The sequence below is a fragment of the Pseudomonas sp. SW-3 genome (assembly GCF_016615645.1).
GTDB lineage: Bacteria > Pseudomonadota > Gammaproteobacteria > Pseudomonadales > Pseudomonadaceae > Aquipseudomonas > Aquipseudomonas mandelii.
Window position 1 is genome coordinate 325215 of sequence record NZ_CP067098.1, and the last position, 25676, is coordinate 350890.

General features: G+C 52.8%; 27 protein-coding genes, 2 tRNA genes and 1 pseudogene. 12 read left to right on the forward strand and 18 right to left on the reverse strand.

All coding sequences use genetic code 11. The features are described from left to right. Positions 1–89: 89 nt before the first annotated feature. The gene (locus JIO00_RS01440) at positions 90–386 is read right to left on the reverse strand and encodes a DUF3077 domain-containing protein (RefSeq protein WP_010464659.1); all 297 of its coding nucleotides are present in this window, start codon (positions 384–386) and stop codon (positions 90–92) included. Between the two features lie 869 nt (positions 387–1255). Here JIO00_RS01440 and JIO00_RS01445 point away from each other — a divergent pair. The 6 genes from JIO00_RS01445 (at position 1256) to JIO00_RS01470 (ending at position 5034) form a co-directional block, all read left to right on the forward strand. After that, positions 1256–1861, forward strand: coding sequence for a GAF domain-containing protein (locus tag JIO00_RS01445; protein ID WP_200667475.1), 606 nt, complete (start codon positions 1256–1258; stop codon positions 1859–1861). Beyond that, positions 1858–2085, forward strand: coding sequence for a hypothetical protein (locus JIO00_RS01450; protein WP_102593444.1), 228 nt, complete (start codon positions 1858–1860; stop codon positions 2083–2085). Before JIO00_RS01445 ends, JIO00_RS01450 begins: the two co-directional genes overlap by 4 nt. Before the next feature lie 411 nt (positions 2086–2496). Further along, a complete protein-coding gene (locus tag JIO00_RS01455; protein WP_010464654.1) occupies positions 2497–2718 on the forward strand; it encodes a tautomerase family protein in 222 nt (73 codons plus the stop codon). Further along, positions 2715–3371: a DsbA family oxidoreductase gene (locus tag JIO00_RS01460; protein ID WP_200667476.1), complete on the forward strand. Its 657-nt coding sequence runs from the start codon at positions 2715–2717 to the stop codon at positions 3369–3371. The genes JIO00_RS01455 and JIO00_RS01460 overlap by 4 nt, the downstream gene beginning before the upstream one ends. 43 nt (positions 3372–3414) lie before the next feature. Beyond that, the gene (locus JIO00_RS01465) at positions 3415–4125 is read left to right on the forward strand and encodes an SDR family NAD(P)-dependent oxidoreductase (protein WP_145309145.1); all 711 of its coding nucleotides are present in this window, start codon (positions 3415–3417) and stop codon (positions 4123–4125) included. A gap of 66 nt (positions 4126–4191) precedes the next feature. Further along, positions 4192–5034, forward strand: a complete 843-nt coding sequence (locus JIO00_RS01470) for an oxidoreductase (RefSeq protein WP_200667477.1) — start codon at positions 4192–4194, stop codon at positions 5032–5034. Between the two features lie 152 nt (positions 5035–5186). Here the strand turns inward: JIO00_RS01470 and JIO00_RS01475 are convergent, their stop codons facing one another. Beyond that, the gene (locus JIO00_RS01475; protein ID WP_042932964.1) at positions 5187–5393 is read right to left on the reverse strand and encodes a hypothetical protein; all 207 of its coding nucleotides are present in this window, start codon (positions 5391–5393) and stop codon (positions 5187–5189) included. Between the two features lie 746 nt (positions 5394–6139). On the opposite strand from JIO00_RS01475, the gene JIO00_RS30035 reads away from it, so the two are divergent. Together JIO00_RS30035 and JIO00_RS01485 are read left to right on the forward strand one after the other, a co-directional pair. Then, positions 6140–6664, forward strand: a complete 525-nt coding sequence (locus tag JIO00_RS30035; protein WP_191650605.1) for a DUF4365 domain-containing protein — start codon at positions 6140–6142, stop codon at positions 6662–6664. Then, positions 6661–7770, forward strand: coding sequence for a hypothetical protein (locus JIO00_RS01485; protein WP_154911940.1), 1110 nt, complete (start codon positions 6661–6663; stop codon positions 7768–7770). The genes JIO00_RS30035 and JIO00_RS01485 overlap by 4 nt, the downstream gene beginning before the upstream one ends. Positions 7771–8997: 1227 nt before the next feature. On the opposite strand, the gene JIO00_RS01490 is transcribed toward JIO00_RS01485, so the two are convergent. After that, a complete protein-coding gene (locus JIO00_RS01490) occupies positions 8998–11349 on the reverse strand; it encodes an ATP-binding protein (protein ID WP_154911941.1) in 2352 nt (783 codons plus the stop codon). Between the two features lie 283 nt (positions 11350–11632). Between JIO00_RS01490 and JIO00_RS01495 the strand changes: the two genes are divergently transcribed. After that, positions 11633–12229 carry a BRCT domain-containing protein gene (locus JIO00_RS01495; RefSeq protein ID WP_224795495.1) on the forward strand — a complete coding sequence of 199 codons (597 nt, stop codon included), beginning with the start codon at positions 11633–11635 and terminating at the stop codon, positions 12227–12229. A 178-nt stretch (positions 12230–12407) separates the two neighbouring features. On the opposite strand, the gene JIO00_RS01500 is transcribed toward JIO00_RS01495, so the two are convergent. From JIO00_RS01500 to JIO00_RS01530, 7 genes are all read right to left on the reverse strand, one after another. Further along, positions 12408–12483 (reverse strand) — tRNA-Thr (locus JIO00_RS01500). Between the two features lie 78 nt (positions 12484–12561). Continuing rightward, positions 12562–13386 (reverse strand): FkbM family methyltransferase, encoded by an 825-nt coding sequence (locus JIO00_RS01505; RefSeq protein WP_200667478.1) that lies wholly within the window; start codon positions 13384–13386, stop codon positions 12562–12564. Positions 13387–13729: 343 nt separating this feature from the next. Beyond that, on the reverse strand, positions 13730–14959 hold the full coding sequence (locus JIO00_RS01510) for a methyltransferase (protein WP_200667479.1): 1230 nt from the start codon (positions 14957–14959) through the stop codon (positions 13730–13732). Then, positions 14940–15629 carry an ABC transporter permease gene (locus tag JIO00_RS01515; RefSeq protein ID WP_010464640.1) on the reverse strand — a complete coding sequence of 230 codons (690 nt, stop codon included), beginning with the start codon at positions 15627–15629 and terminating at the stop codon, positions 14940–14942. The genes JIO00_RS01510 and JIO00_RS01515 overlap by 20 nt, the downstream gene beginning before the upstream one ends. Then, on the reverse strand, positions 15626–16321 hold the full coding sequence (locus JIO00_RS01520; RefSeq protein WP_010464638.1) for an ABC transporter permease: 696 nt from the start codon (positions 16319–16321) through the stop codon (positions 15626–15628). The genes JIO00_RS01515 and JIO00_RS01520 overlap by 4 nt, the downstream gene beginning before the upstream one ends. Positions 16322–16399: 78 nt before the next feature. Continuing rightward, entirely contained in the window at positions 16400–17146 is a 747-nt protein-coding gene (locus JIO00_RS01525) for an ABC transporter substrate-binding protein (protein ID WP_200667480.1), read from the reverse strand. Positions 17147–17159: 13 nt separating this feature from the next. Further along, positions 17160–17933: an ABC transporter ATP-binding protein gene (locus tag JIO00_RS01530; RefSeq protein WP_007897462.1), complete on the reverse strand. Its 774-nt coding sequence runs from the start codon at positions 17931–17933 to the stop codon at positions 17160–17162. Positions 17934–18486: 553 nt separating this feature from the next. Here JIO00_RS01530 and gabP point away from each other — a divergent pair. Further along, entirely contained in the window at positions 18487–19878 is a 1392-nt protein-coding gene (gene gabP, locus JIO00_RS01535) for a GABA permease (RefSeq protein ID WP_077747581.1), read from the forward strand. Positions 19879–20223: 345 nt separating this feature from the next. Continuing rightward, a complete protein-coding gene (locus tag JIO00_RS01540) occupies positions 20224–20550 on the forward strand; it encodes a hypothetical protein (RefSeq protein WP_010464627.1) in 327 nt (108 codons plus the stop codon). Positions 20551–20629: 79 nt separating this feature from the next. On the opposite strand, the gene vapC is transcribed toward JIO00_RS01540, so the two are convergent. The 6 genes and pseudogenes from vapC to JIO00_RS01570 all read right to left on the reverse strand — a co-directional run. Next, a complete protein-coding gene (gene vapC / locus JIO00_RS01545; RefSeq protein WP_010464625.1) occupies positions 20630–21037 on the reverse strand; it encodes a type II toxin-antitoxin system tRNA(fMet)-specific endonuclease VapC in 408 nt (135 codons plus the stop codon). After that, positions 21037–21267 (reverse strand): type II toxin-antitoxin system VapB family antitoxin, encoded by a 231-nt coding sequence (vapB, locus tag JIO00_RS01550; RefSeq protein ID WP_083375253.1) that lies wholly within the window; start codon positions 21265–21267, stop codon positions 21037–21039. The genes vapC and vapB overlap by 1 nt, the downstream gene beginning before the upstream one ends. A 175-nt stretch (positions 21268–21442) precedes the next feature. Then, positions 21443–21895, reverse strand: a complete 453-nt coding sequence (locus JIO00_RS01555; protein ID WP_154911946.1) for a hypothetical protein — start codon at positions 21893–21895, stop codon at positions 21443–21445. Between the two features lie 5 nt (positions 21896–21900). Then, on the reverse strand, positions 21901–22317 hold the full coding sequence (locus JIO00_RS01560; protein WP_200667481.1) for a hypothetical protein: 417 nt from the start codon (positions 22315–22317) through the stop codon (positions 21901–21903). A gap of 37 nt (positions 22318–22354) precedes the next feature. Next, the gene (locus JIO00_RS01565) at positions 22355–23329 is read right to left on the reverse strand and encodes an alpha/beta hydrolase family protein (protein ID WP_200667482.1); all 975 of its coding nucleotides are present in this window, start codon (positions 23327–23329) and stop codon (positions 22355–22357) included. 183 nt (positions 23330–23512) lie between these two features. Then, positions 23513–23956: pseudogene (locus tag JIO00_RS01570) on the reverse strand (DUF1016 N-terminal domain-containing protein); the annotation flags it as partial. Between the two features lie 261 nt (positions 23957–24217). Between JIO00_RS01570 and JIO00_RS01575 the strand changes: the two are divergent. After that, positions 24218–24667 (forward strand): hypothetical protein, encoded by a 450-nt coding sequence (locus tag JIO00_RS01575; protein WP_010464612.1) that lies wholly within the window; start codon positions 24218–24220, stop codon positions 24665–24667. A 37-nt stretch (positions 24668–24704) separates the two neighbouring features. Here the strand turns inward: JIO00_RS01575 and JIO00_RS01580 are convergent, their stop codons facing one another. Both JIO00_RS01580 and JIO00_RS01585 read right to left on the reverse strand, forming a co-directional pair. Then, positions 24705–25166, reverse strand: a complete 462-nt coding sequence (locus JIO00_RS01580; protein WP_010464610.1) for a DUF4234 domain-containing protein — start codon at positions 25164–25166, stop codon at positions 24705–24707. 332 nt (positions 25167–25498) lie between these two features. Then, a tRNA-Phe gene (locus tag JIO00_RS01585) sits at positions 25499–25574 on the reverse strand. Between the last annotated feature and the right edge of the window lie 102 nt (positions 25575–25676).

A 25676-nucleotide genomic window follows, 5' to 3' on the forward strand; every position in this document is an offset into this window, starting at 1 on the left:
GATTCGTTTTTACGCACAAAGCATATGCCAACACCCTCTCATTGACGCAAAAAGCCCCGATTGATTCGGGGCTTTTTTATGCATGCGATTTAGATAGGTACGACGTTACTGGCTCGGTTGTTACATGGCGCGTCCAACACCTTCACCACATCATCAATGATCGCCTTGCTCATATCCTGCAAGTAATGCGATGCCCAGGCGTGCCGGTCGGTGTCGCGAACCATGGCCGCGTCTGACGCGAGCAGTTTGGCGACGTGGAGCAGATCGGAGGCGTGGGAGAGGGCTGCAATGACCGGGACGCCTGCGTTGATGCGGAAGAGCGGTTCGTTGGCGTGGTAGGAGAAGGGGGTGAGGCCGATGGTTTTAAGGTCTTTGGGGTTGGTCATTGGGCACCTCCGGTTTTTGGGCGGTGGTGGGTGATGGCAGGCGTAGCAAAGAGGGAAGTTTTGAACGGATCAATAGCGTGCATTTGCAATACTCCAAAATCAAAGTAGAGCTGCCGCGTTCGTTCTCAGGCGAATGGGTGGCAGCTGTGCGCAGGCTGAGAAACCGGTATGCACGACCCGGCAGACCCGAAGGTCTCCCACGCACAGCCGCCATTGCACGGAAATGCAGGCACAAAAAAACGCCGGCAATCGTGATTTAGGGCGCTGGTGCGCGCGCATATTACCCGGGTTCTCAGGCCCGGTCGCTGAATTGGCAGCGACGGTCTGAAGGTAGCTTGAGGGCGGCGGATGCGCAATCGTGGCTAGGTGGTGGCTTGTGTGCAAATTTAACAAAGGAGATTAATAAGAATTTTAAATTACACCTACGTCGGAAAATTCATTCGACTTTTTAGGAGGGATTTGTAGGAGCGCTGTGTCACTGAACTAAAAAAGTCAGCTATATTTATGGCTTGGATCGAGCCTTGAAAAAATGCGGGTGTATGTTGAAAAAAATAACAAAAAACAATTCAAAAAACAGATCGATTGAAGGTAGGGTTTTTTATTTTTCTGTAATGTTTTCCAATTTTTGGATGACGCTAATTTCTCCCGTTATCATTGGTGCGTTTATTAGTAAATATTTTGCGACTGGGGAATTATCTAAGTTTACGCTGGGTGAAACGGTACTTTTTTCATTAAGCGCTTTTCTGCATCTAGTGTTTACCAGTGTTTTATTGTCGTCGAGCACTCGTAAATCCGTGACTCAAGAAGTATAGAAGCTTATTAAGCAGAATAAGATTTTCAGAAAGATAGTGATTCCGAAAGCTTCCCAAATGTATCAAAACCTAAAGTTTCAACAAACTGTGTCGTATATTTCCACGTTGGAGTTGGAGAATTTAATCGATGAAATCAATGATTCTAATAATACTGACTGCACAAGCGCTCGGGTATCTGCTGATTTAGGAAAGATACTTTCGCCTCTAGTCAAATATAGAGCGGAGCTTTTTGGTTATAGCTCGACGGCTTTATATAACTTTGCATTATACCTTTATAATGAGAGCACAGCTCAGCTTGAGCTTAAATGGAGAAGCCATGATGACAGGCTCGTTACCACGGGGAGGAGCTGGAAACCGGGATTCGGCCATGTAGGATTAACATACATTTTGGATGAGATAAAAATTTGCCATGATATTACTAGGAGCACGGAGCTTTCGGTAAGCTCAAGTACTATCGGTGATGAGCATAAATATAAGTCATTTCTTTCTATGCCAATAAAAGACTCTGCAAAACTCAGCTCTGGCAGCAAACCGTTGGGTGTGCTAGTATTCACTAGTAATGAATCTAATCAATTTTCCTTGGAGAGAGATAAGATGTTAGGCCTGACAATAGCTAAACTCTTATCGATTTATCTGGATAAACGATTTGGAGCAAGACCATGAGAATATTTAATTTTCTTTCAAAGAAAAACAGCGAAATTGATAAAAATAGAGTTGCTGGTGGAAATGATATATATCATTCGTCGATATCTATGTTTTTTGAAGACGAGCTTTTAAAGGGCTCCGAAGAGAAAAATTCGTTTGTAGCGAGCTGGGTTGATTCTGAAATAAAAAATAGCGAAGATTATTTTAATAATGAGCTGAGGTCATCAGCTTCAAAAGAGTAGAGTCTTGTATTTGTTAATGACTAAGTAAGAGTTTTTTGAGTTTATATACTTACTTCGGTCCAATGTAGCATCACTATAATGAACTTAGGTGTCGAGGGCTCTAATTAGAGGCCGTCCTGAGTGGAATTATGAAATTACGATTTGTTGACGAGAGCCCGACCTGTTCGGGCTTTTTTACGTCCGGAAAGGTACTGGGCGCCCAGGAAAATGTGCCCCTAACAACAGATCTCTTAAATCTCTGCGAGAGCTTCCTGATTAGCGAAGAAGTCACGTCGAGCTCGGATTGTAATAATTACACCGCGTAACTAATGATGTTCCCGCCCCCACCTTTATCCCCTCCAGCTAACTCCCTACATTGAACTCCAACGCCGACCCATTCATCCCGAAGGGAAGGTCACTTGGAGATTCCTCATGCCTTTCGTAAGCGTACGCATCACCCGCGATGGCGTTACCTCTGAGCAGAAAGCTCAGGTGATCGCCGAAATCACTGAAACCCTGGAACGCGTCCTGAAGAAGGATCCGCACCTGACCCACATCGTGATCGAAGAAGTCGACACCGATAACTGGGGCTACGCCGGCATCAGTACCACTAAGTACCGCAAGCAACTGGCTGAGGCGGAGGGCAAGTCATGACCGCGTCCGTCTCCATCGATTTCATCTCCGACGTGGTGTGCCCGTGGTGTGCATTGGGTGCGACGGCGCTGGAGCAAGCAATCGAGAACGTGGCCGGTGAGATTTCAGTGGAGCTGACCTACAAGCCTTTCGAACTGAACCCGGACATGCCGGCAGTCGGCGAAAAAGCGGTTGAGCATTTGATGCGCAAATATGGACGCACCGCCGCAGACGTCGCCGCCGGCAAAGCGATGCAGATCGAACGTGGCGCGGCCCTGGGGTTCAAGTTCGATCTGGACAAGCGCACTCACTTCTACAACACGTTTGATGCGCATCGGCTGCTGTTGTGGGCGTTGCAGGAAGGGCGGCAGGTCGTACTCAAGAAAATCCTGTTGCGCGCTTACTTCACCGACGGCCAGAACCCGAGCGATCGCGAGACGTTGGTGAGTCTGGCTGCTGAAGCGGGACTGGATGCGGCGGCGGCTCAAGAGGTGTTGGCGTCCGGCGCATTTGCCAAAGAAGTGCGTGAGCTTGAAGCGTTTTACCGCCAGCACGGCATCAACTCGGTCCCGGCCATGGTGCTGAACGGTCGCCATCTGGTGTCCGGTTCGCAGTCGGTCGAGTACTACGAACAAATGTTGAGACAAATGGCCAAGACCCCCGCCGAAGCCTGATTACTTACTTATTCAAACCATTCTTAATTAGTAGAGGTTCATCATGAGCAATTCGAAAAAAGTCATCGTTATCACTGGCGCATCCCAAGGCCTCGGCGCCGGTATGGTCAAAGCCTTCCGCGACCTGGATTACAAAGTTGTCGCCACTTCGCGTTCGATCAAACCGTCCACCGATCCGGACATCCTCACCGTGGCGGGCGACATCGGCAACCCGGAAGTCGCACAACAAGTCATCCGTGAAGCCATCGCACGTTTTGGTCGCATCGACACCCTGATCAACAACGCCGGCATCTTCATCGCCAAACCGTTCACCGCGTACACCGCCGAAGACTACGCCAACGTGCTGTCGGTGAACCTGAACGGCTTCTTCTACATCACCCAACTCGCGATCAACGAGATGGAAAAGCAAGGCAAAGGCCACGTCGTCAACATCACCACCAGCCTGACAGACCACGCGATTGACGGTGTGCCGTCGGTATTGGCCTCGCTGACTAAAGGTGGTTTGAACGCAGCGACCAAGTCCCTGGCGATTGAGTACGCCAAGCGCGGGATTCGGGTGAACGCGGTTTCCCCGGGCATCATCAAGACCCCGATGCACGGCGAAGAAACCCATGCAGCGCTGGGCAGTCTGCACCCGGTCGGCCACATGGGCGAAATCAACGACATCGCTCAAGCGGTTGTGTATCTGGACAACGCCAACTTCGTCACTGGCGAAATCCTGCACGTCGATGGCGGTCAGAGCGCCGGTCACTAAGACCTCGTTGACTTGTCCACAGCGCCGTCGATCACTATCGACGGCGTTTTTATTGGAGAACGCAGCATGAACACCCACGCTCACAAGGTTTTCCTGATCACCGGCGTCAGTTCAGGTTTCGGCCTGGCCTTTTCGCAAGCAGCGCTGGCGGCGGGGCACACGGTGGTTGGCACGGTGCGGCGCGAATCCGAGTGCGCCGCGTTCGAAGCGCTGGACGCCCATCGCGCTAAAGCGTTCGTGCTCGACGTCACCAATTTCCCAGCCATCGAACCGCTGGTGGCTGACATCCTGCGTAAAGTGGGGCAAATCGACGTGCTGGTGAATAACGCCGGCTATGGTCACGAAGGCATTCTCGAGGAATCGCCACTGACTGAAATGCAGCGCCAGTTCGACGTCAACGTGTTTGGCGCGGTGGCAATGATCAAAGCAGTCCTGCCCGGCATGCGTGAACGGCGCAGCGGGCATATCGTCAACATCACCTCCATGGCCGGCTTCATCACCTTGCCGGGCATCGCTTACTACAGCGGCAGCAAATTCGCCCTTGAAGGCGTCAGCGAAGCGCTGGCCAAAGAAGTCGAAAGCCTGGGCATCCACGTGACCGCCGTGGCACCTGGCTCATTTCGCACCGAATGGGCGGGGCGCTCGATGATCCGATCCGGTCGCACCGTGAGTGACTACGACGCGGTGTTCGATCCAGTGCGCAAGGCGCGGGAAGAGAAGAGTGGCAAGCAGGCTGGCGATCCGCAAAAGGCTGCGCAGGCGTTGCTGACCTTGGTCGCCGCTGAAAAGCCGCCGGTTCATCTGTTGCTGGGTAAGGATGCGGTGAGGTTGGTGCGTGAAAAGATTGCGCGGTTGCAGGGGGAGATTGATGCTTGGGAGCATCTTTCGGTTTCTACGGAGTTTGAGTGATTGATGGCCGGTGTATAAAAATCCAGAACCCAGAAACAACAAAGCCCTCGTATTTCTACGAGGGCTTTGTTTTGTGGTGTCGGCAATAGATCTGAAAATCATCTGGGCGCCCCTCTCCTCTCGTAGGAGGCGAGTGATTCCATTCGCTACAGTCAGAAAAGCGCCACATCTTCGTCGTCGGGGACTTCGTCCGTAACAATCACTCGTGCGTGTGCGCTGTGCTCGTCCTCCATGCGCAACCCGAAGTAGCGGGTATCGTTGGCGTCCCAAAATGCCTCTATCTGCGCCATGGGTGCATGTTCAAGCAGCACCTCGGCACTGTGCTCCAAGATGATCGAGTAACGTCGTTCGGTGTTCATTACAAAGAGGCTCGCAACGGCGGAGTGAAGTGGCAGGTTGTGCATAAGCACTGCTTTCATTATGCCGCCTCACTGATTTTCGACTGTAACCGCTCATCGTTTCGGTGAGATATGTAGATGCGCGGTACCAGAATTGGCTGCGTCGATTCCGCACCTTTGATGAATATAACCGCCCTTCAGCGAGCGGGGCGCAAAAAGGGGCGAACACGAAACGGGGAGCGAGCAGAGGAAACCCAGGAGCGTAAGACCCATGAACGAAAAAGGCCCACCTTTCGGTGAGCCTTTTTCGATACTGCGTATGGTGCGGTACCAGACGAACGGTAGCTTTCGGCAGGGCTAGGTTTCCTGTGGGTCCGGAAGTCGGTGGAAAGTTGGGCGTACCCCGACAAGTAACTATAAACAAATCAGCTAGTTATGGCGCTCAGTGGAATCGAATCCGGATTCAGCAGCTTTCGGGACATTTGTGCAATTTGTACGCACGTCGTTCAACGTCCACGATGTAAGTCAAGTTTTCTAACTTCTATGGCGTCTAAGGCTCCACCGGCTTCCCATGAAGGGGGACGTGTTTTCTGCCCCGAGAGGGCCAAATCTCTGTGTGACCCGCCTTCCTCGCTAATGAAGGAAGTGTCGCTGCGCTTGCTCCAGTGTCGAACGTTACTTGGAGTGATGATGGCCTTATGCCGTTCATGACTGACGTTCAGCATTTTCATACGTTATGCTGTCAAAAAATTTGGTACGGCGGGGATATGACGGAGGCTCAGATCAAGGAAGCGATCTCGAAGGAATTTCTTCGAATCCTCGCTAACGGGCACGGATTTAAGGTTACGGAGCCCCCGCTTGACCATGGAGTGGACATGGTTGTCTGCCCTGTTACAGTGCGGCGCACTCCCCAAGGGGGGATGCGTTATCTTGACTCCCCCTACAAGCTAGATTTTCAGCTCAAGGCAACCACATCTGCTGGAGTCACGGACGATGGCGATCAGATCAGGTTTGATCTCGAATCCAAGACCTACAATGATCTCGTCGCCCGACGACCTCAGTTTTTGCCTATGCATCTAATCCTTGTAGTGCTCGATTCAGCCCCGCCGGACTGTATAGCTATAGACGAGTTCCAATTGTCTGTTGCTGGAAGCGCATACTGGTACCTACCAGATGAGGGGGTTACTGAGACCGAGAACACGCACCAAATTAGGATTTCGATTCCGAAGGCCAATCGTCTTGGGCTCGGTTTCGTTCGATCTTGCTACGAACAGCTGGGGATAGAGGTATGAGTCATAGATCTGAAGACCTGTCTATCCTCGCCGAAAAGCTCCAGACTTTTCTCACCGCCTCAGGATGGGTAGAAGGGCGCCAAGCCAAGGGACTTCGTTTTTTTTATCCACCGGCTGCCCTTGGGATCGAGGGGAAGTATTCCATCGCGCTACCCGATGACTCATCCAAGCCTGGTGTTGATACTCTTTTGCATGCAGCTGCTGACTCTCTACTGGATTTGTATGGTTACAGCCGCTTCGGCGAAATGGTTGAGAGCGCCGCTTCAAATGCAGATTCAAGTCCTGCTCGTATCTCAACACGATTCGTGGATTCGTCTACTCGGTGGGGTGCGATGCCGCTTTTGGCGTTTGGGGAGTTTTTGAATCATATGGGAGCAGGGTTATATGAAGGCGCCAAATTTAAGCTGGGTGGGGATAATAACTCTAATCGAGTAACAGCCAATACTTTCGCAAACGAATGTCTTTTGCTTCAAACTAAAGTCGGTAGTTTCATTGCTAGCATCGAGGTGCCGCGAACAACGCTCCGGCAGGCAGATTTATTCGGGCACGAGGCGATTGACTCGAATAAAGTTTGTTCGTCATTATTTTCGGCTATTGAATTCCTGAATGCTAGAGTACTCAACGATACAGAGTCCTTATACACCGAAGAGTCACTGGCGGATGCCATTTCACTATTTGATGTGGAACTGTTGGAAGCCTTATCGAAGATGATTTTGGGGCCTGGTATGGATACCATTGAATTTTCTTTAGACACAGGAGCTTCTACACGGACCTCTTCTACCGGTTGGATCACCGAAGATAAGATTACACGGTTAAAGGACTATGTCGCCTTTATCAAGAAGCACTTCCGAGGGGAAGACAATATAACGGTGACTGGCTCCATAGTCGAGCTTCGCTCGCGCGATCCTGAAGGTAATAGGAACTATATTCGGGTAGTCACAGACTTCCAAGGCGAACGAACTTTTATATCTGCGATATTGACTAATGAACAGTATCAACGTGCTGTAGATGCCCACCGTACCAAGCGATCGGTGACCATTCGCGGTAACGGAATGCGGTTGAAAACTCAGATTCGCATTACGAATGTAGCGGATTTTACTGTATAGCGGTTAAGCTGAGGCTATGCTGACTTCAAAAATTTAGCCGCAAGCCGTCATACGTTATGCCTCTGGTAATCTATTTATAATTAATCATTACATTTGAAAATATTTTATTTGGTGAAATAGATGACTGTACCAGTGAATACGCCATTGGCGGCGCTGCCGGCGATGCTTCCAGCGATGATCGCGGCGTATAACACACCGAACTCACGTACTGCTAACTATAATATTACATATGAAAACTTTATAGTTGGCAGAACACAAGGAATTGCTACCCATGGAAGCCTCGCAAACTGGATTAAGAATGGGAGCGCCGCTGCGGAAATTCATAATCTACTGACCGCCTTTGGCATGAGCGCACAACGTTCGATTCTCGTCGCTCTTCCAGTGCTACATAGGGTTCTAAATGGACTTCCTGCTGGGGTCATAAACTGGATACAAAATATCTCACTTCCATTGCCAACATCGCCTTGCACCATTATCAACTCCTCGACGCATTCTACTTTATCAGTGGAGTTGCAAGACCTCTTTAATGTATTGGCCGCACCGGGCTCAGTGACCTTGAGTGGCGGCTTTGTTGCTGCAAGCAAGACATTACATTGCTTGTTTCCAGATTTGGCCCCGATGATAGATGGGAGACACTCCGGGCTCTCGTACTTTCACATATCCCGAGCTACATATTTACCTCCACTCGGTTTGCGCACGTGGGACCAATGGAATGGCACTTTGCTTCTTGGTATACCAAATCCGAGCCCGCGGGGAGCCGGACGAGCAAATTGGGACTCTGCAAGATTCGTTGCGGCTATAGGTATTAATCAGCATATTTATGAAATTTGGCGAAGTAACAACCATAATCAAAATCTACGGGATTTTTTGGCACTAGACTCTGCGCGTGGGACGACTGGAATACCACGAATTGTTGATAAATTACTGTGGTAACGAACTATCTATTAATTACAGATGAACTCTACGTTGAGTCGGTGGTAAACTTATTTCCGGTGCTTTTTTAGTAGATCAGATTTGTTTTGGCTTGGTGGAGGTTTTCTGGTTGGCTGTGGGTTATGTTGGTTTGTAATGGGTGTTAAATACGGTAGCTCCGCGTTAGATAGTCTGAAAATAATGCTCAGAATGGACGAGTTTATTTGATTCTAAATTAGTCTGTTCAAGATTCTAAAGTTTGGATCAGTCTGAAACGGAAGATTCCACTCGCGCGTCAGACTGATGGTTATCCACCTAGCAATAGGTTTTTTGGTACTGGCTAATATCAAATCCCTGCTTTGGAAGGTTTGTTTTAGCAGTTTCTATAACCTCTGAAACTATTAGGCTGAGCTGTTCGCTGTAAACATGTTCCCTGGTTAAAATATGCATTTTCTTATATGAAAAGGAAAGGTAGTTGCATATTATGAACCAGCCTTTACCTCTGAGTTCGCCATGAAAATATTTTGCGTCTTCCAATACCCTGATAGCACGACTATATTCCTTAAGGTGTTGAGAAAGAAATATCCCGAACATCATCAAAAGAGAGGCGTGAGCCAAACTCCCTATTAGGTATCGATAATCATACTCTATAGATTCTACCGCTTCTTCATAAAGTCTTTCGACTTGCATTAAAATTGTGGGGTCATTTCTATAGAATTTATACATGCCTTCTTTGTATAGGCGCGCTTTTTGGAGTGGGACATAAGGGTGGCTAGTGATAAAAGAGTGTTCGTCAAACTCTTTGAGATATTGTTCGTATTTTCTTTTGTTGTTTTGGGTTACGCATTTTATGGCCTGGCCGTATATGGAGAACAATTCGGCAATTACAATTGTGTCTATATAGTTCCTCGGTTGCCACTCATTAACTATTCGATGCAGGACAGAGTTCGAGGTAAGTGTGGAGTCCAGTTGCGCCAACTTTAATTTCATTCTCTCTTTGTGTATTCTTATTTTTTCTTTTATAGCCCCCAGCTGAAATCGGTCGGGGAGCAGTTTAATAAATACGAACCGTTTGGCAAATTCATTAAGCTCGTAATACTCGCCGGTCTTCTTGAGAATTAGGCGCTCTAGTAAATAGTTGCAGGTTCTTTCTGCGTCAGCGATCCCTATACTCAGAAGCTTGCTAATCGAATAAAGTTCTATTCGTTCATCATATAAGGATATTACTTGCAGTAATTCGTTAATGGGGTGTCCGTTCGATGACAAATATTTAAGTGCAGCATCGAATGTATTCTTATACATGAAGTTTGCGATCATTTCCGAGTTTTTTGATCGCATACTCTCGAGTGAAGTGGTGATGCTTGTGAATGTTGAAACTTGACGATCTACAATATTTAATATTTGAATGATAATTAACGCGTTACCCTTCGATGCGTTTAATATCTGTCCGGCCATTCCTAATCGCAGATTTATATCGAACCCTTCAGATTCGACCATTTGCTCTACAAAGGTTACACCAGTGTCATCGTTTTTAAACTCTTCGACGTGGATTTTCTCCTCGCAAGACTCTTCATTTCGTGACGTGACTATAAACTGTACGTTTCTTGGTAGTGCTTTTATAAAGTCAATGATTTTTTGTTTTTCGGAGTTTTCAATGTTTTCAATGTTGTCAATCGCAATAATGCCACGCTCTTTTATTTCGTAGACATTTTCAATGTCTAAGCATTTGCAAATAAGCGATTGTAAATCTTCTAGTGTTGAGAACTCAGGCTTCGCCGAGTCGATATAAAGTTCGCCTGAAGTATTATTTGATCTTAGATATTCATCTTTGCTAGAAAAGAATAACAGGTAGCTTAGATCTTTGTGCTTGTTGTCTTTTCGGTCTCTAATCAGGCGATAAAGAAATTCAGTTGTGATAGCCGTTTTGCCAACTCCACCATAACCATATAATACGACAGAGCCGGCAAGTCTTTGTCGGACATTACTTCCTAACAGTGCTTCATATAGGTTAGAGATAACTGATTCGCGACAGAGAAGGCTTTTATGAGTTGAAGGCGCCAAGCCTAAATTATGATGTTTGGGGAATCCGTCATTGTCATGGTTGTTATAGTTTTTTATGTGCTCTGAAATGTATGCTTTAGATGCATACCAGAAAAGTTTTTCGTTTAGCGTTGCAATTCCGTTCTCGATGAAATATACAACTTTGTTTGCGTCAGAAATTGTAATTGGGTGGGATGCTGGATGGGATAGATTGTTTCTTGTCTTATGATATATAGTGCAGCAGTAGTGAAATTCTTCGATGGAACTGAAGGCCTTCACGATCTCTTTGTCAGAGAAGTGGAGACTGAAAAATATAAGCATCAGGTCTATTAGTTCAGATACATACGGCACGTCATTGTCAAATGTGTTGTTATCAAGCGATGCTTTGCATTTTGAAATTAGCGAATAAATTTCACTGGATGTAGACGTGAACTTCCTAAGCTTTGCAGAGAATTTTTTTGCGTAAATTAGATTATTTGATATCGATATTGATTTTAGTGTTTGATCAAATAAGGAGTGGCTTTGATATTTCCGGGCCATTATGTCTGATATGAAGCTGCGAAGTGCAACCTCATAGCTTTTTATTATCGTGTCCAGTTTGTGGGACTGCTCAACGGAAATATACATGTTTAACTTCTTCCTTGTATTAAGTTGTTTCAGCTGCGCTCAGATTTTTGCATGATAACCAAATGCCACTATTATGTCCATTTTGATATTTTGTGAATGTAAAGAGGGGAAAGGGGGCGGATCTAATTTCCGGATTAAAGAGAGTGTTCGCGCAGCGGTGCTAGCTTTAATCAGAATATTTACCCACTAATACTTCGTTATTGAGCCGGACCTACCCCAAGGAAAACCCGTAATGGATCTACACCACTAGTTCGAGAACAGTAAATTCTTCCACCGCGCCAGTATTGATCGACGCGCCGCCGATGCCTTGGTGGGGTTGGCCGCAGGGATTACGGCGGACGGTGCCGTGAACATCACGGAAGCGGTTTTTCTAAAACAATGGCTGGAAAACAATCTCGCGCATCTGAACGATCCGGTGATCAATCTGCTGTATTCGCGTTTGGCGCGCATGCTTCAGGACAATGCGCTAGACATGGATGAGTCCCAGGAGCTGCTTAACATCCTGCGTGGTTTTTCTGGAGTGGGCATTGAGAGACCGAAGGACGGCGGTGCTGTTGCTGTTGCCGTTACTCCTACGGACCTTCCTTTCAATTCACCAGCCCCTGATTTGGTGTGGGATGGCCGGATGTTCGTGTTTACGGGTGTCATGGCCTTTGGGCCGCGTAAGGATTGTCAGGCGCTGGTCGAAGAACGAGGTGGTTTGATTGGAGGCGGTGTGAGCAAGAAGGTGCACTACCTGGTGGTCGGTAGTGTGGGTAATGAGCAGTGGCGCCACAGTACTTATGGAACGAAGATCATGAAGGCAGTGGAGTTGCGAGAGGCAGGAGCTTCGATTGCCATTGTGGGTGAGGATCATTGGCAAAGGATGCTGTTTGGTTGAGGTTGCTTCGTTTTTTCGAAGCCTTGGGCAACGCAGCCCTTTGTTTGGGTCAGTAGATCGTCGTTGGGTCTGGCGGCCTCATCGCGAGCAGGCTCGCGCGGGCTCCAGAGTGTGGACAAAAAGTGGACGTTCCAGAAACAACAAAGCCCCTGCATTTCTGCAGGGGCTTTGTTTTGTATGGTGCCGGCACCAGGAGTCGAACCCGGGACCTACTGATTACAAGTCAGTTGCTCTACCAACTGAGCTATACCGGCGTGTTAGGGCGACGATTATAGCGATTGGGTTGGTTCTGTAAACCCCTGAATTCAGACTATTTTTGCGCAGGCGTCAGGTCAGGCGCGAAGCAGGGTTTTCTTGAGTTTCTGAAGGGCTTTCCAGGTGCGGCTGTTTTGCATCGCGCGCAGCTGTGCTTCGGCCTGTTCGGCGCGTTGCAGGGCGGCGGCGAGTTGGTGTTCGGCGTCGCTGACGGGGTGGCTGAAGTTGTGGCCTTTGCAGAACTGGAACTCGTCCAGATTGCACGGCGGGATGTCGAAGGCGGGTTTGAGGTTCAGGTGTTCGTTGGCCAGGTAGTAGGTGTTGATGCCGTCGAACAGGATGGATTGATAGCCGGCGTCGGTGACGAGGGTTTCCCAGGTCTGGTCGCGGTCCCATGGGGTTTCGATGAGGATGACCCACGGTCGCCATTGGCTGAAGTCCATGCCGCGCAGGACGGTTTCTTCGTGGCCTTCGACGTCGATTTTCAGAAAGTGGATCTCGCGGCCCTGGGCGTGTTCTTCGCAGATGGAGGTCAGGGTGCGGGATTGGACGGTTTGGCTGCGCACGTCCATGCCGGCGTCTTTGTGCATTTGCGCCATGGCCGGGTCGAGGGTGGAGAGGCCGGTGCCGGCGATGCCGTAGAAGGTCAGGTCGTCGGCGCTTTCACCGGCCACGCATTGCAGGTTGGTGTCGTTGGGGCGTTCCTGGCTCAGGGCGTCGTAGTAGTTGGGCATCGGTTCGATGTTGATGCCGGTCCAGCCACGGTCATAGAAAGCTTTGGTCACGGAGTCGTGTGTGGGGTGGTTGGCACCGACGTCGATATAGAAGCCGTTTTCGACGGTTTTGAGGGCGCGCCACAGGCGTATGTCTTCGAAATTCTGTGCGTAAGAAATGAACGTCACTGTGGCTTCCTGTCTGTCAGAGATTTCTTGTTCGTGGGCGCACTTTGGCGCTCTTGCCTGCCTGTATAACAAGGGTGGCCGTGACGTGCAATTTTCCGCCGAGCGCGACCGGGTTTCGGCGGTTATGTCCTTTTCGTCGGACGCTTATGCACAACGGCCGCACTCAGGATTGGCGCTCATGACTTTTTTGTGGACCCATTCTCATTTGTGCGCAAATGCCTGTTTTTCTCGGTTTTTTATCATGTGTACGAAAATTGAACAGTGGCGTTTCACCGCTGAAACAGGCGGTTATATTGGATCCATGATAATTCCATCAACAGAGTTATCCACAGGCTGTGGCTTTTTACGGACGTTCTGCCAGGAGCAGGAAATTGCGCGGCGTGAGCGGGGTTTTGCAGAAGGTACCGAGGCGAACGGTGTAGCCCTGATCGGCCAGGAAAAGTGCCCGATCGAGCACCAGCCAAAGCTCTAGCGGGCGTCGGAAAAGGCCACGCAGCAATTCCAGATTGCGCACTTCGGCAAGTCGCTGCCAGCCAGCGGCTTCGAGTGCTGACCAATCTTGCGGGCCGGTTGTGGATAACTCTTTCAACGCGGCCAAATGATGGCAGTAGTCGGCGAAGGATTTATCCAGCCAGGCACTCGGTAGGGAGGGAATTGGCAGGTACTCGTCAACGCCACGCAGTTGTCTTTGCAGCAAGTCGAAGCCGAGGCGCCGGGCCATGGAAGTGTCGCGCTGACGTCTGACGCGAGCCCCGGCGGTGACGGTTTCGCTCATCGGCAACGAGAGATCGTCGAGGGAGAGTTGTAGGTCGGATCGCAAACCGGCCGGGGAAAGCGGTTGGTACGCAGTAAGGCTGATTCGGTTATAGCAGCAGGGCGCGATCGCCAATTGTTTGCAGCCTGCGGCGCTGGCCAATTGAATGAGCCGCACGTGCAGATCACCACAAGCATGCAGCGCAACGGGCGTGTGATCGGCATTCAACATCGCAATGGTATCCGCCGCGAGCACATCCTGTTCGACATGCAGCGCATGCAGGTGATGGCGTTGACTGAGCGTCTGGCCGCTGGAAACCAGCGCAGGGTCGTATTCCAGGCAGGTCAGTTGTTGGCCGTGTTGCAGCAACCGTCGACCCAAATGGCCCTTGCCTGAACACCAGTCCAGCCAATGCCTGGGCGGCGTGGTAAACGACAAACGACTGGCGAACGCTTCAATCTGCTGCCACTTACGGCCCGGCACATCGACATTCAATCGATGCCAGGCCGCTTCCAGTGCATGCGCCGGCAACTCGCCCACCGAATCCAGCTCAAGGGAAAGCGCCGCCAACGCAGCAAATGGCTGCGGCGCATCCAGCAAACCGGGTTGGTTATGGCTGCTTTCCGCATCCTCCAGCGACCGTCCCCGTAGCCAAAGTGCCAGTTCCGGGTAGGACGCTTCCCAAGGAAGTTGCAGATGAGTAAACGGACGAGGTTTCCACAACGCCTGATGCTTTATCAGAAAAGCATCCAGCGCCGTGAAACGGGCGAGCAGGGCCTCGCCCGTCAGCACAGGAGAATCAGCGCCCTTGGCAGGCATCGACGCGCAGCCAGCGCTCCAGCAGCTTGAAGCCACGCACCAGCACGTAAGCCATCAGCAGGTAGAACATGCCCGCGGCGAAGAAGATCTCCACCGGCAGGTAGGTCCGGGCAATGATGGTGCGGGCCATGCCGGTCAGCTCCAGCAGGGTCACGGTGCTGGCCAGCGCGCTGGCCTTGAGCATCAGGATCACTTCGTTGCTGTAGGCCGGCAGGCCGATGCGCGCGGCACGGGGCAGGATGATGTAGAACAGCGCTTTCGGTCGGGACATGCCCAGCGCCCGCGCGGCCTCGATCTCGCCCGGCGGGATCGCCTGAATTGCACCACGCAGGATTTCGGCGATGTAGGCCGCCGTGTGCAGGGTCATGGTCGCCGTGGCGCACCAGAACGGATCGCGCAGGTACGGCCACATCGAGCTGTTACGGACCGCATCGAATTGCGCCAGGCCGTAATAGACCAGGAACAGCTGAACCAGCAACGGCGTGCCACGGAAAAAGAAGATGTAGGCGTAGGGAAATGCCCGCACGTACCAGAGCCGCGATGAGCGCGCGATGCCCAGCGGAATGGCCAGCAGCAAACCCGCAATGACGGCGATGGCCACCAGTTCCAGGGTCAGTGTGGCGCCCTGGGCCAGCTTCGGCAGCCACTTGATGATGACTTCCCAGTTCATTGGGTGCTCCTCGCGAAGCCGCGAGCGGCGCGTTTTTCCATGAAGTACATGCCCGTCATGGCCAGAATGGTCAGGCCCAGGTACATGAACGCGGCCACCATATAGAAGGTGAACGGCTGCTTGGATACGGTCACGCCGATTTGCGCATGACGCATGATTTCTTCCAGGCCGATCACCGACACCAGTGCCGTGTCCTTCATCAGGATCATGAACAGGTTGCCCAGGCCGGGCAGGGCGATGCGCCACATCTGCGGCATGATCAACCGGGTGAAGATGCGAAACTTCGACAGGCCCAAGGCGACGCCGGCCTCACGGTGACCTTTGGGAATCGCCAGGATTGCCCCGCGAAACACTTCCGTGGCGTAGGCGCCGAAGCACAGCCCCAGCGCAATCACACCAGCGGCGAAGGCATTGAGTTCGAGGTCGGGATTGCCGAAAAACTCGCCCAGGGCACGCATCAGGTTGACCGTGCCGAAGTAGATCAGCAGCACCCACAGTAATTCCGGGATGCCGCGAACCAGTGTCGAATAAGTGCCGCCAAGCCATTGCAACGGCTTGTACGGGGAAGTCTTGGCCAAGGCGCCGAGCAGACCGAGCACCAGCCCCAGGCACAGGGCCGAGAGTGCCAGTTTCACAGTCATCAGCGCGCCAGCGGCGAGTGCCGGGCCGAATCCGTAGAGATCGATAGTCATGGATTTCTTTTCAATGTGCAGCAGGCAATGCCAAGGGCTGGCGCCGTCAAAGAACGGCGCCGGCCAGGCAAGTCAGAATCAATAGATGCTGAACGGGAAGTACTTGTCGTTGATCTTCTTGTAAGTGCCGTCTTCGACGATTTCTTTCAGGGCAAGGTTCAGCTTCGCGCGCAGGGTGTCGCCTTTACGTACAGCGATACCAATCTTGTCGCTTTCTTCCACCGGGTCGCCCTTGAATTCATACGAACGACCGGCGTCGCTTTTCAGCCATTCGTAGTTGACGTATTTGTCGGCCAGGATGCCGTCCAGGCGCCCGGAGGTCAGGTCCAGATAAGCGTTTTCCTGGGTGTCGTAGAGTTTGACTTCGACGTCTTTCATGTTGCCTTCCATCCAGGTGCCGGCGAGGGTCGCACGTTGTGCGCCGATCACTTTGCCTTTCAGGGAATCCTTGTCGGTTTTGAACTCTTTGTCTTTCGGCGCGATGAACTGCAGTTTGTTCGAGTAGTACGGCTCGGTGAAGTCGACCGCTTGCTTGCGCTCGTCGGTGATCGACATCGAGGAGATCAGGAAGTCGAACTTCTTGGCGTTCAGGGCCGGGATGATGCCGTCCCAGTCGGACGTGACCACGGTGCAATCGACTTTCATCTTGGCGCACAGGGCGTCGCCGATTTCCTTGTCGAAGCCGACGACATTGCCACTGGCATCTTTATTGTTGAACGGCGGGTAGGCCGCTTCGATGCCCATCTTCAGGGTTTCAGCCATGGCACCGGCGCTGAACGCCAGGGTGACGGCGGCAGCCAGGAAGACTTTTTTGAAGTTCTGCATGCGGGTAGCTCCGTTAGCGGTTGCTGGACATGAATTGTTTGCAGCGTGCCGAAAGCGGGTTTTCGAACACCTGCTGTGGCGATCCTTGCTCTTCTACCAAGCCCTGGTGGAGGAACACCACCTCGCTGGACACCTGACGGGCAAAGCCCATTTCGTGGGTGACCAGCAGCATGGTGCGGCCTTCTTCGGCCAGTGCGCGGATGACATTAAGTACTTCCTGGACCATTTCCGGGTCAAGGGCGGAGGTGGGTTCGTCGAACAGGATCACCTTGGGCTGCATGGCCAGCGTGCGGGCGATGGCCGCGCGTTGTTGCTGGCCACCGGACAGTTGCGCCGGATAGGCGTGACGCTTGTCAGCGATGCCGACCTTGGCCAGCAGGGCTTCGGCGACTTCGATGGCTTCGGCCTTGCTCTGGCCGAGCACCCGGCGCGGGGCTTCGATGATGTTGTCGAGCACGCTCATGTGCGGCCACAGATTAAAGTTTTGAAACACAAAACCAATCTCGCTGCGCAGACGGTTGATCTGCTTGCCGTCGGCAGCCACCAGTTCGCCGTTCTTGGCGGCTTTGAGCTTGAGTTCTTCACCGGCCACCAGGATCTGGCCCTGGTGCGGGTTTTCCAGCAGGTTGATGCAACGCAGGAATGTGGACTTGCCGGAACCGGAAGAACCCAGGATCGAGATCACGTCGCCGTCGCGGGCGGTCAGCGAGATGCCTTTGAGCACCTCGAGCTGTCCGTAGCGTTTGTGCAAGTTGCGAATTTCAAGCGCGGGCGTGGCCTCAGCCATGTGCGTTCCTCATAGTGTTTCGCTCCTGCTGTTGGTTGGCCTTCCTGGCGAGGCGGCCAAGCTAGCATAGCGTTCGAATGGCAGCCAACAGCGCTACGGGCGGTAAACGGGTGGCATGTGGCAGGTTGTCGCATCGGTACAGCAGACTGTCGCGCTGCTATCAACCGAACAGCCGTTTGAACCAGCTGCCCCGCGGGTGTCGCGTAAAAAAGGGCGCGATGTTGCCAGCTTTGACGGGGTGTTGGAAGCGCTAACCGGCCAAACGTTCCTGATCTGCACTTTTATTGTGCGTCGACACATTTTCAGGTGTGTTTCTGGTGCGTTGTTTCGTTCTCAAAGTGGGTCGCAGGGTAACGCTCTGGCGAATTGCCATTAATCTCAATGACTTGCGATGACTGTCTGGTCACGCCGCAGGCCCCGTGCTTCGGGAGTTTGAAACATTTTGGCGCAATTATTGCGTGCAGAATATGGAACGCCCTGTTGGTTTCTTTTTACGAGAAGGAGCGCCGGACGGGATGGATGCAAATCGCTTTCCCTTACAAAGGTAGTTTCAATGAGCAGTACCCCAAGCTCCAATGGCCTCGAACAGGGGCTCAAACCGCGTCATGTGACCATGCTGTCGATCGCCGGGGTTATCGGCGCCGGCCTGTTCGTCGGCTCCGGCCACGCCATTGCTGCCGCAGGCCCGGCCGTGCTGTTGGCGTACGCCGCCGCCGGTGCTCTGGTGGTGCTGGTCATGCGCATGCTCGGCGAGATGGCTGTCGCCTCGCCAGACACGGGCTCCTTTTCGACCTACGCCGATCGCGCGATCGGTCACTGGGCCGGTTTCACCATCGGCTGGTTGTACTGGTGGTTCTGGGTATTGGTGATCCCGTTGGAGGCCAATGCCGCCGCGACCATCCTGCATGCCTGGTTTCCCAACGTGGCGATCTGGGCCTTCACTTTGGTCATCACTTTGCTGCTGACAGTGACCAACCTGTTCAGCGTGAAGAACTACGGTGAATTCGAATTCTGGTTCGCCCTGGTCAAAGTCATCGCGATCATCGGTTTCATCGCACTTGGCATCATGGCGATCTTCGGCTACCTGCCGAACAGCCAGGTCAGCGGCGTTTCGCATTTGTTCGACACCCAGGGCTTCCTGCCAAACGGCATGGGCGCGGTGTTGGGCGCTATTCTGACCACCATGTTTTCCTTCATGGGTACCGAGATCGTGACTATCGCGGCCGCGGAATCGAAGAACCCGGGCCAGCAAATCTCAAAGGCCACCAACTCGGTGATCTGGCGGATTGGTTTGTTCTACCTCGTGTCGATCTTCATCGTCGTGGCCCTGGTGCCATGGAATGACCCGGTACTGGCCGCTGTCGGTTCCTACCAGACCGTGCTTGAGCGTATGGGCATCCCGAATGCCAAGCTGATCGTCGACATCGTGGTGCTGGTCGCTGTGACCAGCTGTTTGAATTCGGCGCTCTATACCGCTTCACGCATGATGTTCTCCCTGGGCAAGCGCGGTGATGCGCCGGCCGTTTCCCAACGCACCAACAAGAGCGGCACGCCGTACTGGGCCGTCATGTTGTCGACTGGCGCAGCGTTCCTTGCCGTGTTCGCCAACTACGTAGCCCCTGCTGCGGTGTTCGAATTCCTGCTGGCCAGTTCCGGCGCCATCGCGCTGCTGGTGTACCTGGTGATCGCGATTTCGCAGCTGCGTATGCGCAAGCAACGTATGGCTCGCGGCGAAAAAATCGCCTTCAGCATGTGGCTGTTCCCGGTCCTGACCTATGCGGTGATCATCTTCATCGTCGCGGCCCTGACCATCATGCTGTTCCAGGAAGCCCACCGCGTCGAGATCCTCGCGACAGGTCTGCTGAGCTTGTTGGTCGTGGCTGCGGGCTTGTTCGTAGCGCGCCGTCGTCGCAACGAGCAGTTGATCGCAGCGGTTGCGCGCTGAGTGTTCTGACACTGTAGAAACACAGAAACGACCGCCATCAGAAATGATCGCGGTCGTTTTTGTTTTCATTCAGACGAGTGATCGGGCGTTTACCTGATGGACACAGTGATGGCTAGATAGTAGCCTTCTCGCCGAATGTGTATCTCGCTGTTGCGGGGTGCGATGGAGTTTCAGGACACGGATTGTTCGACGCCCCCAGCCTTCCTGGCTAAAGCCCCGACCCTTTCTTACCTGCTCCCTCATCTGACGCGAGTCACAGATGCATTTGCGTGTGCTTGCCGTTTAAAGCGCTGCATGGAGAGCCCGGCCATCCAGCCAACCCATTGGGGCATCAAGGAGACAGGCATGGCGTTTACATCGGTTGTGTTCAAAAACCCTAACACCGGTGCCATGAAAGAAGCGCCAATCGGCTTCTCGTGGACCGTGTTTTTCTTTGGCTTTTTCCCGGCTTTGTTCCGTGGTGATTTCAAGTGGGCGGCGATCATGTTCGTCGTGGCCTGCTTCACGTTCAGCCTCAGCAACCTGGTGTTCATGTTCATCTACAACAAGCTGTACGTTAAGGACCTGATCGATGCCGGCTACAAGGCTCAGTCCATCGCCAAAGGCGAACTGGGTTATGCCAGCGCCAAGCTGGGTTTTGATATTCCGCGTCTGGAAGGTGTTGCTGCCTGATTGTTGTTTGAAGGTTTAAAAAAAACGGCCGCTGTCAGTGATGACAAGCGGCCGTTTTTTTTCGTTAGCTTTATTCGATTCAATCGGGATGAACCCAATCCTCTACACGTAATCCTGGCACCCGTTCGAACTCACGCAGATTGTTGGTGACGACAATTAACCCTCGTGAGCGCGCATGTCCGGCAATCATTTGGTCATAGGGACCAATGGGCGTTCCGGCCTTCGCTAGCTCGGACCGTATCATTCCGGTATGCGCGGCTGCTTCATTGTCGAAAGGGAAAACTTCAAGGCGGGCTGTGAAGCCTTCAATTACCGCGAGGTTCTTTTCGGGGGTCGCTGATTTTTCGGCACCGTAGATCAACTCCATCAGCGTAATCGCGCTGATGCATAACTGTCCGTCATGCAAGTTGAAAGCTTCTCTGACTATTTGCGGTTTGTTCTTGATGGTGAAAATACAGATATTGGTATCGAGCATGAACTTGATCATCAGAACGACTCACGCTCCTGATCGGCGGGTTGTTGGCGATCAGTCATAAAATCTGTGCTGACGTTATCTCCATCGAACCAGCTATCCCATGTCTCGTCTGCAGGCGTAATGATGCGAGCCCGACCGATGGCAAATACGTTGACCCGTTTGACGTCACTTGGCATCGCCACAGCTTTCGGCAGACGGACAGCCTGGCTTCGATTGCTCATGAAAAGGGTAGTCTGTTCCATTGTGGCCTCCTGCGTTTTTACTGGTGTCTGAGTCCAGAGAATAGATCTCTATTGGGATATGTCAATGGGATATACCTATCCGATGACGAGAGGTCGATGAGCTTTGGAAATGGACATAAAAAACGGCCGCTGTCAGTGATGACAAGCGGCCGTTTTTGCTTTCAAGGGCGAGTATTTATTCGCTCTTTTCTTCCTGCGCATCCAGCGACTGACGATAGCTGTCCAGCGCATCGCCAAAATCAGTGATGAACTGCGGATCGGTCAGCCACGCCTGTGCGGCATCGCGGTCCATGCCATCGGTCCACATGCGGTAGTCGATCAGCATGTCGGCGGCCAGGTGAGTGGCGGCCATGGCTTCGTTGTCGGCGTTTTCCATGTCCAGCAGTTCGGGGTGGTCGCTGATGATCCCGGCGAGGTCCGACAGCAGGGCCAGCAGCATGTCATTGCGGCTGATGGCTTCGGCGTCGCGCATTTTGCTGAACATCGCCAGGGTGTATTCCGGGATCGGCTCGCCGATTTCGCCCAGGTCATCGTCCAGTGCGGCGGGTTTGCGGCCGTGGATGTTGATTTGTTTGGCTTTGATCTTGGCCCGTTTGGCGCGTTTTTGCTGTTTGTTCAGGGATGCCATTAAATTCAGTTCGCTTTCTGTTGGGTTTGGGCCGCAATGACGTCGGACGCCGCGACATAGTCAGCCTGGAAGGCTGGCGATTCGATCCACGCCAGGGCGCCGGCTTCATCGACTTCGGTGGACCATTGGCGATATTCGATCAGCGCTGCGAGGATGAAATCCATCGCGCCTTCTTCGCCTTCCTGCTCGTACACCAGTTCCAGCAGCGGGTCTTCGAGGAAGGCAATGCACATCGCTTGCTGGTTGATTTTTTCGGCGTCGATCATTTTTTTGAACAGTTCGGTCAGGTCCACCGATTCGAAGTCGATGCGATCGTCATTCGGGTCCAGCTCGACCGGCGCAGCGGCCCGTTGGGTGCGGTTCTGCTTGGCCTTGGCTTTGGCGCGTGTGGCGCGTTTTTGCTGCTTGTTGGCGGAGGCCATGGGGGTCGTTCCGTATTTCGTTGAGTGGGCAAGTCCATCAGCTGCGTGGCACGCGCCGCCCGGGTGTGTCGGGGGCCAGTTCGCCGGTCCGCAGCCAGGACAATGCAATGGGCCATAGTGTGGCTTGGTATGCGCTGCGAAAAAAGGCGAAATGTCCGACTTCTTCTTCGCCGATGTCTTCGGGGGCGATTCGCAGGTGGGTATTTGTGCTGTGGGTGAAGTAGCCGAGCAGGCGCTCAATGGCGGCAATCGTACCGTATGGGTCGTCGCTGATGCTGATGGCCAGGGTTTTTGCGGTGACTGATGCAAAGGGAAGCCGGCCGGTTTTTGCGTGCATGAGGCGACCACTGGGCCGCGTTTCGTAGCGCGCAGTGGGGGTGCTCCAGTCGCGAACCACCGCAGCGGGCGTGTCCTCCAGCCAGCCGAGGCGTTTGCCGGGGAAGTAGCCGTAAAGCCGGGTCATCAACGGCATCACCACATGCCACTTGCCGAACATCCGCCAGCGATGGGCGGGCGCATAGTCGCGCCAGTAAGCGAATTGCGCGCCGACTGTCACCAAGTGCCGAATCAAATGCCCGGACGCTCCCAGACCCGCTGCACAGCCTCCAAAGCTGTGACCGACGACATCAATGGGCTGGCCTGGGAATTCGCGCTGCGCGCGCTTGAGCATCGCCTCGAAATCCAGCGCGCCCCAATCGGACCATGACGCCTGCAACCCTTTCAACGACGTTGGGCGCGACTCGCCGATGCCGCGGTAGTCATAGGTGATGACATCGAAATCGTTGGCGAACAAGTAGTCGGCGAAGCGCGAATAATGCCGGCAACGAACCGAGGTGGCCGCGTTGATGATGACGACCGGGCGCGCGCGGTCCTGAGAGGCGTGCCGCCAAGTGAGGCCGCCGAGGATGAAGGCGTCTGCGGCGGGCTCCTTGAACGGTTCGCCCGCAGTATCGGTGGTCAGCGACAATTCGATCTGAGTCGGTGCCAGTGAAGGCATGTCCTGCAAATTCATCGGCTTTGGACCTTTGCGGGTTAGTTGCCAACGATAGTCCTCACACCGCGTGTGAACAATCCGCCCGTATTTATCAGGGGATCAGATCAAGCAGTCGCTCCTCGATTGCCGCCCGTTCTCGATCCAGCTCAGCACGTAGTTCATCTTCGCTCGGCAGCACTAGTTTGTATTTGCTGGCGAACAGCTGATTTGGCGTTCCAGAGCTCGGCTTGACCAGTTTTGGTTGGCAGACTCGTCCATGTACCACTTGCGCGCCTTATCGCTGTCGACTCGCAGCAGCCTGCGGTAGTGGGTCCAGCTCAATTCGAGACGCAGTGCGTCTCGAATTGGAAACGCCTGATAAAACAGGCGCATTTTTCGCAAATTGGTTTCGTCAAAGCCTTTCCCGAACTCCGCTGTCAGTACCTTCGCCAGCGTAGACAGCAGCTGTTTGCCATAACCCGCCCGCCGAGCCCCCTCCTGCTCGAACTCGACAATATGCCTACCAATCTGCCAGCAGGTTTGCACCTGAACGGTATCGACCGCTCGCAACACCTTCTGGCGTGCCTGACGTATCAGTTCCCCAAGGTTTCCCACCAGAGAGGCGAGTTGGGGATCTTTAGTGATTTCGGTTTTGACGATGCTCATGAAGTCTTCCGCGGCTTGGAGAAACGGCGAAAGAGCATGCCAAGAGAAGGCAGGGCGGCGATGCAGGGCGCGGCCGGGATATCCGCAGGAAATGCCGCATTCGTTTTGCAGGAGCGATCTGACTGAAATGCGTGCTTCAGGAATACAGCGTGTAGTCCATTTCGCAGTGAGCCCAAGTACCAATCAATCTAAAACTTGAGCATCCAGCGAGAAATCCAAAGGAGTAACGATTGGGTTCCGTGGAACCCGGGAGCCACCATCATGAAGTCCATCCATTCCCTCATGTTTTCCATCGCCACCATCGGTGTGCTGATGTTTCCCGCCATGTCAGGGGCCGCGAGCCTGGAGCCCATCGACAGCACAGGCGTGCAGATTCAGCGCCAGGAACAGAACGGGATTACCTATCTGTCCGGCGGTATTGGCGAGGATGAAGCGAAGGCCATTCAGCAAGCGACCGGCTACAACCTGCACATGACCTTTTCCATTGGGCCGGAGGGCAAATATGTACCGGATGTTGAATTGGTTATCCAGAGTGCTCAAGGTCAATCAGTGCTGACACTCAGTCAGGCAGGGCCTCTGGTTTACGTCCAGTTACCGGCCGGCAAGTACACCGTGGTCGCCACCCGTAATGGTGAGGAAAAGCGCGACACGACAGATGTCGGCAGCGCTGGCGTGCGTAATCTGGTGTTCAACTGGAAGGGTGATGAGTGACGGTGGCAGTCCTTCGAGACTGCCCCTCGCCAGTTGATCAGGCTTGCGTCGTCTGGCCACGCAGGATCAGTTGTTTACGCTGCTCTTCAGGCAAGTCGTTGATGCAGTAGTTCACGTAAAAAATGTTCAGGAAGAAGGTATAGAACCCGTTCATGCGCAGGTCGATTTTGTGCTCGTTGAGGGCGTATTCCGACAGTGCGTTTTTTGCCTTGAAGGCCCATACGATGTACAGCGCGTTCAATGCGATCAGCAAAATGCCGGAAAGCGAGTCGAACAACACGTCGCCCAGGTTCGACAACGCGCCGCTCCAGCCAAGGCAGACGGCGACCCAGATGACGTAGGTGTCGTCGACCACTTTGATTTTCGTGGTTTCGTTGATCTTCTGGTTGCTCTTGTACAACCACAACAGCAAGTAGATCCCGGCGGTCGCAATCGACAGCAGGACCATGTTCAAGGTTTTGGTGTTGACCTTGTCTTTCAGTTCATTGATGTCAGACATAACTGTTCCATGTTCAGGACTTTCGAGAAGGGAGCGTGCCTGGAAGGCTGGCTTCGTGTCGTCGAACAGGGGAGGGCAGTGTTTTGCGGGGAGGGGTGAAATGCACGCACTCCTTGCGCTGTCTCTCTCCTGTATCGGCTGATTCGGATGCGGGGCATCGGGATCAATGTCGGCTTTATTCCATGCACGGGGAAAATAATAGCATGGTGCCATCATCGAGGCGGCGTACTAAAGCGTGATTGTTTTCCGGCAGCTGTGCTGCGGTGGATTGTCGTTATCAAATCCCAGGCATAAAAAAACCCTGAATCTTGCGATTCAGGGTTTTCGGTATTTGGTGCCCAGAGACGGAATCGAACCGCCGACACGGGGATTTTCAATCCCCTGCTCTACCGACTGAGCTATCTGGGCAACGGGGCGCATTAAACGGGTTTTTCGGGGGGTCGTCAAGCAAGTTTTCAAAAAAAATTTAACTATTACCGTCGCTTACGTTCCGACCCCCGATAAATCGGG

Excerpts from the sequence above, each read along its gene's own strand:
- JIO00_RS01440 (WP_010464659.1), bottom strand. The coding sequence starts at position 386 with ATGACCAACCCCAAAGACCTTAAAACCATCGGCCTCACCCCCTTCTCC.
- JIO00_RS01445 (WP_200667475.1), top strand. The coding sequence starts at position 1,256 with ATGTATCAAAACCTAAAGTTTCAACAAACTGTGTCGTATATTTCCACG.
- JIO00_RS01450 (WP_102593444.1), top strand. The coding sequence starts at position 1,858 with ATGAGAATATTTAATTTTCTTTCAAAGAAAAACAGCGAAATTGATAAA.
- JIO00_RS01455 (WP_010464654.1), top strand. The coding sequence starts at position 2,497 with ATGCCTTTCGTAAGCGTACGCATCACCCGCGATGGCGTTACCTCTGAG.
- JIO00_RS01460 (WP_200667476.1), top strand. The coding sequence starts at position 2,715 with ATGACCGCGTCCGTCTCCATCGATTTCATCTCCGACGTGGTGTGCCCG.
- JIO00_RS01465 (WP_145309145.1), top strand. The coding sequence starts at position 3,415 with ATGAGCAATTCGAAAAAAGTCATCGTTATCACTGGCGCATCCCAAGGC.
- JIO00_RS01470 (WP_200667477.1), top strand. The coding sequence starts at position 4,192 with ATGAACACCCACGCTCACAAGGTTTTCCTGATCACCGGCGTCAGTTCA.
- JIO00_RS01475 (WP_042932964.1), bottom strand. The coding sequence starts at position 5,393 with ATGAACACCGAACGACGTTACTCGATCATCTTGGAGCACAGTGCCGAG.
- JIO00_RS30035 (WP_191650605.1), top strand. The coding sequence starts at position 6,140 with ATGACGGAGGCTCAGATCAAGGAAGCGATCTCGAAGGAATTTCTTCGA.
- JIO00_RS01485 (WP_154911940.1), top strand. The coding sequence starts at position 6,661 with ATGAGTCATAGATCTGAAGACCTGTCTATCCTCGCCGAAAAGCTCCAG.
- JIO00_RS01490 (WP_154911941.1), bottom strand. The coding sequence starts at position 11,349 with ATGTATATTTCCGTTGAGCAGTCCCACAAACTGGACACGATAATAAAA.
- JIO00_RS01510 (WP_200667479.1), bottom strand. The coding sequence starts at position 14,959 with ATGCCTGCCAAGGGCGCTGATTCTCCTGTGCTGACGGGCGAGGCCCTG.
- JIO00_RS01515 (WP_010464640.1), bottom strand. The coding sequence starts at position 15,629 with ATGAACTGGGAAGTCATCATCAAGTGGCTGCCGAAGCTGGCCCAGGGC.
- JIO00_RS01520 (WP_010464638.1), bottom strand. The coding sequence starts at position 16,321 with ATGACTATCGATCTCTACGGATTCGGCCCGGCACTCGCCGCTGGCGCG.
- JIO00_RS01525 (WP_200667480.1), bottom strand. The coding sequence starts at position 17,146 with ATGCAGAACTTCAAAAAAGTCTTCCTGGCTGCCGCCGTCACCCTGGCG.
- JIO00_RS01530 (WP_007897462.1), bottom strand. The coding sequence starts at position 17,933 with ATGGCTGAGGCCACGCCCGCGCTTGAAATTCGCAACTTGCACAAACGC.
- gabP (WP_077747581.1), top strand. The coding sequence starts at position 18,487 with ATGAGCAGTACCCCAAGCTCCAATGGCCTCGAACAGGGGCTCAAACCG.
- JIO00_RS01540 (WP_010464627.1), top strand. The coding sequence starts at position 20,224 with ATGGCGTTTACATCGGTTGTGTTCAAAAACCCTAACACCGGTGCCATG.
- vapC (WP_010464625.1), bottom strand. The coding sequence starts at position 21,037 with ATGATCAAGTTCATGCTCGATACCAATATCTGTATTTTCACCATCAAG.
- vapB (WP_083375253.1), bottom strand. The coding sequence starts at position 21,267 with ATGGAACAGACTACCCTTTTCATGAGCAATCGAAGCCAGGCTGTCCGT.
- JIO00_RS01555 (WP_154911946.1), bottom strand. The coding sequence starts at position 21,895 with ATGGCATCCCTGAACAAACAGCAAAAACGCGCCAAACGGGCCAAGATC.
- JIO00_RS01560 (WP_200667481.1), bottom strand. The coding sequence starts at position 22,317 with ATGGCCTCCGCCAACAAGCAGCAAAAACGCGCCACACGCGCCAAAGCC.
- JIO00_RS01565 (WP_200667482.1), bottom strand. The coding sequence starts at position 23,329 with ATGAATTTGCAGGACATGCCTTCACTGGCACCGACTCAGATCGAATTG.
- JIO00_RS01575 (WP_010464612.1), top strand. The coding sequence starts at position 24,218 with ATGAAGTCCATCCATTCCCTCATGTTTTCCATCGCCACCATCGGTGTG.
- JIO00_RS01580 (WP_010464610.1), bottom strand. The coding sequence starts at position 25,166 with ATGTCTGACATCAATGAACTGAAAGACAAGGTCAACACCAAAACCTTG.